Origin of the sequence: Nonomuraea sp. NPDC049480, assembly GCF_044465905.1 — a bacterium.
Lineage (GTDB): Bacteria > Actinomycetota > Actinomycetes > Streptosporangiales > Streptosporangiaceae > Nonomuraea.
The window spans coordinates 1-5,890 of record NZ_JBITMD010000068.1; the positions used below are offsets into that span (position 1 = coordinate 1).

The window sequence follows — 5,890 nt, forward strand, 5'->3', positions numbered from 1 at the left end:
GCCACCTGACAATCCCGGACACGATCACCACGGCGCAGAGCGCCGCGGTGATGCTGCCGCGCCCAAGTTAGGGTTCTGTTTTCGGGCCAGCCAACCCGCCCACCTCCTTACCCGACTTACCCGACTTGCCGGAACCTGGAGCTGCCCCATCGGCATCGGGTGCCGCCAAGGACCAGCACGAACACCGTCCGCCATCACCCGCCCGCGCGGAGGCCCTACACTCCTGTCGCCGAATTCCCAGCCGGTCCGCGCCCGCGCGACGCCCAGGCTCCTCGCACCCCGCGTACAGCCGAAGGCGACCCGGTCGTACGATCAGCCGACCTGCGCCAGGTAGCTCACCTGCCGAGGCACCAGGGCGGGGACGGCCGCCGCTGGATGGTCGCCGTCCTCGGGCTCAGGCTCGGGCAGCACGGCCACGTCGACGGGTTTGGCGGTGCTCACCTCCACCTCATACCTCCAGATCTTGGCGCCCGCGGGGCCGAAGACACGACATCGGAAGGCGCCCGTCACCTCGATGTAGTCGCGCGGTTTCAGGCTTCGCAGCACCGCGGCCGTCTCGCGGTCGAAGGTGACACACGGAACACTGTCCGTCACAGTGCCCCCTCGCCGATCCGCCCGGCGGCGGCGCACGATGATGCGCCACTTCGTCACGGTGTCGCCGCTCGGCATGGGGTGCTCCTCAACGACCGCGGAGAGCCTCCCCACCAGCAAGACCTCGTTCCGGTCCACTATCGTCCTCCCATCGATGCTCTGGTGGAGATCACTCTTTACGATGAGGGGGAGGTCAGATCGGCTGGAACGCCGTTCTGGGGACAACGGTTGCACGCTTGGGAGTGCCTGTGGACAACATCACCGCTCTAGGCGGCGACGTCTATGAGATCGACACCAGGATGGCCGGGTACACGGGCATCACGGCCGGCTACCTGATTCTCGGCGACCGCCCGTGCCTGGTCGAGACCGGCACCTCGACCTCCGCCCCCGTGGTGCGCGACGCGCTGGCCGCGCTCGGCGTCGGCCCGGAGGACCTGGCCACCGTCGTGGTCACCCACATTCATCTGGATCATGCCGGCGGAGTGGGAGACATCGCCAGATTCTTCCCGTCCGCCCAAGTCGTCGTACACGAGAAAGGCGCCCGCCACCTGGCCGACCCGTCACGTTTGATGGCGAGCGCGCGGATGGTGTGGGGCGACAAGCTCGACGCTCTCTTCGGCGAGCTGTCCCCCACCGAGGCCGAACGCATCGTCGCCCTCGGCGACACCGGCGCCATCGACCTGGGCAACGGGCGCACGCTGAACAGCCACTACTCCCCCGGCCATGCCAAACACCACGTCGGCCTCGTCGACTCCGCCACGGGTGATCTGTACGTCGGCGACGCGGCAGGCGTGTACCTGCCCCAAACGGGCGATCTTCGTCCCGCGACGCCTCCGCCGGACTTCGACCTGCAGACGGCCCTCGACTCGCTCGCCCTGTTCGGGGCGCTCGGGCCGCAGCGCCTCCTGTTCAGCCACTACGGCCCGGTCGAGGCGGTCCAGGAGACCCTCGAACGGTCGGCCGAGGAGCTTCGCATCTGGGTCGATCTGACCCGTCAGGCCCATTCCGAGGGCATGGACCTGGACCACGCGATCGCCATGGTCAGAGATCGCACCAGGGAGCGGTACACCGCGCTGAAGTCCGATGACGCGACGGCCGAGCAGTTCGAGCTGCTGAGCGGCGCCCCGTCGAACGTCGCGGGCATCCTCCACTGGCTCGACCGCGTCTCGCCGTAGCGTCCCGTCTGGGCACCGCGCCGTACCGGATCCTCGCGGTACGGCGCAGATCCGCGGCACCGGATCCGCACAAGACGACGCGACTCCGCCGTACCGGATCGTCGCGGTACGGCGGAGCGTTGCGACGCTGACTAGCCGTCGCTCTTCGGCCGGTCCTGGCGCGGTTCGTCGTCCTCGTCCAGCGTGGTGTCGCCGAAGTCGGGCTCGATGAACGCCGGGGTGATGCCCCGGGTCTCCGTCTGCGCCACCGCCGCAGGAGCCCCCGCCTCGGAGTCGTCCACGTCCGGCTCGTCGGCCTCCGAAGCGTCCCGAACGTCGGCAGGCTTGCTACGGTCGGATTCCTTGTCCTGAACCTCGACATCGGCAGGCTCGTCGGATTGCTCGTCCTGAACCTCGACATCGGCAGGCTCGTCGGATTCCTCGCCTGGAGCCGCGACATCGGCAGGCTCGTCGGATTCCTCGCCTGGAGCCGCGACATCGGCCGGCTCTTCAGCCGACCTGCCGGCGGAGTCGTCCTCCGGCAGGTCGGCCGTCTCCGGCTCGCCCTCCAGGAGGTCGCCCGCCTCGGCGAGGGCCGCGGCGTCGTCCGCTTCCTCATCCGCCGCGGCAACTTCCCCGCTCTCGGCCACACCGGCGTCGTCGAAGTCGTCCTCGTAGTCGAAGTCCTCTTCGACGTCCTCGATGACGGCACCGGTCAGCTCGGCGTACCGCTCAGCCGCGTCTGTCTCGCCGTCCTCGTCGAACGCCATCGCCCTCTCGAACCAGTCGGTCGCCGCCTCCACATGTCCGGCCTCGGCCAGCGCGTCCGCGTACGCGAACGCGAGCCGTGCCGACCAGGGCTTGGGCTGCGGGTCGCGAAGCTCCGGCAGGCGCTGCAGGGTGATCACGGCGGCGTCGTGCTGGCCCAGGTCGCGGCGGGCGCCGGACTCGACGATCGTCAGCTCGATGCGCCCGGCCCGGTCGAGGCGTTCGGCTTCCGGCGAGCGTACGAGGTCGATGGCCCGCTCCGGACGGCCCAGGCCGCGCTCGCAGTCGGCCATGACCGGCAGGTACGCCTCCGACCCCGTCAGCCTCCGAGCCGCCCGCAGGTCGCTCAGCGCTTCGGAGAAGTGCCCGGCACGGTACGCGACGATGCCCGCCGCCTCCCGTACGACACCGATGCGGGCGGCGAACCGGCGCGCCACCTTCGTGTGCTCGTGCGCCCGGTCGGCGTCGTCCTCCTCCAGCGCCCGCTCGGCGGCGACCATGTGCCGGCCGACGAGGTCGGCGAGGTCGCCGGGCAGGGAGCGGAGCTCTTCGAGCACTTCCTTGTCCAGCTCGTCCGCGGTGATGTCGGGCGCGACCTCGGGCAGCCTCTCGCGCTGCGGGGCTTCGCTGTCACGGTCGGACCTGCCGAACCTGGCGCGGCCGCCCGCCGGGGGACGCTCTTCGCGCCCGCCGCGGTCGTCCCGCGAGAACGGCCTGGACGGCCGGTCCCCGCCCTCACGACGCGGCCCGCGATCCTCACGGAATCCGCCCTCACGACGGGGCCCGCGATCCTGACCAGATCCACCCTCGGCTCGAGGGCCACGATCGTCGCGGAACCCGCCCTCACGACGCGGCCCGCGATCGTCGCGGAACCCGCCCTCACGACGCGGCCCGCGATCGTCGCGGAACCCGCCCTCACGACGCGGCCCGCGATCATCACCAGATCCACCCTCGGCTCGAGGCCCGCGATCATCACGGAACCCGCCCTCACGACGGGGCCCGCGGTCATCGCGGAACCCGCCCTCGCGCCTTGGCCCACGGTCGCTGTAGCCCCCTTCGCGCCTGGGGCCGTAACCGCCCTCACGTCGAGGACCCCGATCCTCGCGGAACCCGCCGTCACGACGGGGTCCACGATCCTCACCGGATCCACTCTCACGACGGGGCCCGCGATCATCACGGAATCCACCCTCGGCTCGGGGGCCACGATCGTCGCGGAACCCGCCCTCACGACGGGGCCCGCGATCCTCACCGGATCCACTCTCACGACGGGGGCCACGATCATCACGGAACCCGCCCTCACGACGGGGGCCACGATCCTCGCGGAACCCGCCCTCACGACGCGGCCCACGATCGCCGTAACCGCCCTCGCGCCTGGGGGTGTAACCACCTTCACGCCGCGGACCCCGATCCTCGCGGAACCCCCCCTCACGACGCGGCCCACGGTCGCCGTAGCCGCCTTCGCGCCGATCAGCGTAGCCGCCACCTTCACGGCGGTCGCCAGAGCCGCCCTCGCTGCGCCCTCCACGATCATCGCGATCCCGGAACGGACGACGTTCCTGGCCCTCGGGCCGCCGACCGCGGTCATCGCGGAACCCGCCCTCGCGCCTGGGCCCACGGTCGCCGTAACCGCCTTCACGCCTGGGGCCGTAACCGCCCTCACGCCGCGGACCCCGGTCGTCCCGGAACCCACCGTCGCGACGCGGCCCCCGGTCCTCCCCGGCACCGCCGTCACGCCGGGCACCGCGGTCGTCCCGGATCTCACCCTCAGGACGGGGCGCGCGATCCTCGCGGAAGCCGCCCTCACGACGGGGACCACGATCATCGCGATCGCGGAACGACCGGCGCTCATCGCCGTCACGACGTTGACCGCGGGCGTCCCGATCCCGGTCCCCGTACGGGCGACGCTCCTCGCCTCGTGGCCCCTCGCGGCGGGGTCCACGGTCGTCGCGGAACCCGCCTTCGCGCCTGGCGCCACGATCGCCGAACCGGCTCCCCTCCACACGGTCGCCGGATCGACCGCCCTCGCGGCGGTCCGCGCCGCCCTCCCGGCGGTCCACGCCGCCCTCGCGGCGCGAGCCGCGATCATCCCGGGAGCCTTCGTCGCGCCGCGGCCCTCTGTCCTCGCGGTTGTACGAACGTGCCCTATCGCCGGAACGGAATGGACGGTCGCCGGAGTCTCGCCCGCGAGAGCCGTACCCGCCGCTCCTGCCACCCCCGTTGGGGCGCCCTTCCCCCTGGTCGCCGCGCCCGGGCTGTCCGCCGTCCGATCCGTTTTCTCTGTTCACTTCTGGTCCATTTCGTTGGGCTCACCCAGCGGACTCACAACAACGGTCCACCGTGGCTGGTCGCCGCCCGCCCTCGGGCCTTACGCGACGAAGGCCACCCGTGGGGGGTGGCCCGGTCTCTCCAGCCTAGCAAGCCGGAGAACGTCCATGAGACCGGCTCAAGCCTATAAATGGGTTGGCCCATAAGTCCGTGGCGAGTAAGACTGCCCACCATGTCACTGCGTTTCCACGAAATCGCCGAGGGCCGGCACCGCATACTCAACCCGCTGACGGACGACAAGCTCGACCTGCTCGGTGAGATCTGCCGCATCGCCCCAGGCACCCGCCAACTGGACCTGGCGTGCGGAAAGGGGGAGCTGCTTTCCCGCTGGGCCGCCGATTACGGCGCACAAGGCGTCGGCGTGGACATCAGCCAGGTCTTTCTCTCAGCCGCCCGCGCCCGTGCCCAGGAACTGCGGGTGGCCGACCGGCTCGCATTCGTGGAGGCCGACGCCGCCACCTACGAGGCCACTCCGGAGTCGTTCGACATAGTGTCCTGCATAGGCGCGACCTGGATCGGCGGCGGCCTGAAAGGCACCTTGTCCCTGATGCGCCGGCATCTGCGCCAGGACGGCATCGCCCTCGTTGGCGAGTGCTACTGGATATCGCCGCCGCCGCCCGAGGCCTACGAGACCTACGGCATGGAGAAAGACCTGTTCACCTCGCTCGCCGGTACGAATGAACGCATCGAAGAGGCAGGCTTCGAGCTGCTGGAAATGGTCCTGGCCGATCCGGACAGCTGGGACAGATACGTCGCGAGTCAATGGTGGACGATAAGCGATTGGCTTCGCGACAACCCAGCGGATCCGGACGCTCCGGGGATGCGTGATTTCCTTACCCAGGCCCGCCGCTCACACCTCGAGTACGGCCGCGACTACCTGGGCTGGGGCGTCTTCGTCCTCCGGCCCCAATAACGCAGAAAGGCCCCCGACCGTGTGGTCGGGGGCCTTTCTGTATAAAAGATTGTCCGGCGGTGACCTACTCTCCCACACCCTCCCGAGTGCAGTACCATCGGCGCAGAGAAGCTTAACTTCCGGGTTCGGAATGTAACCG

General features: G+C 70.3%; 5 protein-coding genes and 1 rRNA gene. 3 read left to right on the top strand and 3 right to left on the bottom strand.

Features of this window, described 5'->3' with window-relative positions; all coding sequences use genetic code 11:
- Positions 1–312: 312 nt before the first annotated feature.
- The gene (locus tag ACIBX3_RS60990) at positions 313–825 is read right to left on the bottom strand and encodes a single-stranded DNA-binding protein (RefSeq protein ID WP_397129992.1); all 513 of its coding nucleotides are present in this window, start codon (positions 823–825) and stop codon (positions 313–315) included.
- Positions 826–839: 14 nt separating this feature from the next.
- Here ACIBX3_RS60990 and ACIBX3_RS60995 point away from each other — a divergent pair, with 14 nt between their 5' ends.
- Positions 840–1,766 carry an MBL fold metallo-hydrolase gene (locus ACIBX3_RS60995; protein ID WP_397129993.1) on the top strand — a complete coding sequence of 309 codons (927 nt, stop codon included), beginning with the start codon at positions 840–842 and terminating at the stop codon, positions 1,764–1,766.
- A 131-nt stretch (positions 1,767–1,897) separates the two neighbouring features.
- Here ACIBX3_RS60995 and ACIBX3_RS61000 read toward each other — a convergent pair whose 3' ends face one another.
- Positions 1,898–3,070 carry a hypothetical protein gene (locus tag ACIBX3_RS61000; RefSeq protein WP_397129994.1) on the bottom strand — a complete coding sequence of 391 codons (1,173 nt, stop codon included), beginning with the start codon at positions 3,068–3,070 and terminating at the stop codon, positions 1,898–1,900.
- Here ACIBX3_RS61000 and ACIBX3_RS61005 point away from each other — a divergent pair.
- Positions 3,014–4,984: a hypothetical protein gene (locus ACIBX3_RS61005; protein WP_397129995.1), complete on the top strand. Its 1,971-nt coding sequence runs from the start codon at positions 3,014–3,016 to the stop codon at positions 4,982–4,984. The two genes, ACIBX3_RS61000 and ACIBX3_RS61005, sit on opposite strands and share 57 nt — an antisense overlap.
- A 26-nt stretch (positions 4,985–5,010) precedes the next feature.
- Positions 5,011–5,751 (top strand): SAM-dependent methyltransferase, encoded by a 741-nt coding sequence (locus tag ACIBX3_RS61010; RefSeq protein ID WP_397129996.1) that lies wholly within the window; start codon positions 5,011–5,013, stop codon positions 5,749–5,751.
- Positions 5,752–5,802: 51 nt separating this feature from the next.
- Here the strand turns inward: ACIBX3_RS61010 and rrf are convergent.
- Positions 5,803–5,890, bottom strand: a 5S ribosomal RNA gene (gene rrf / locus ACIBX3_RS61015); the annotation flags it as partial.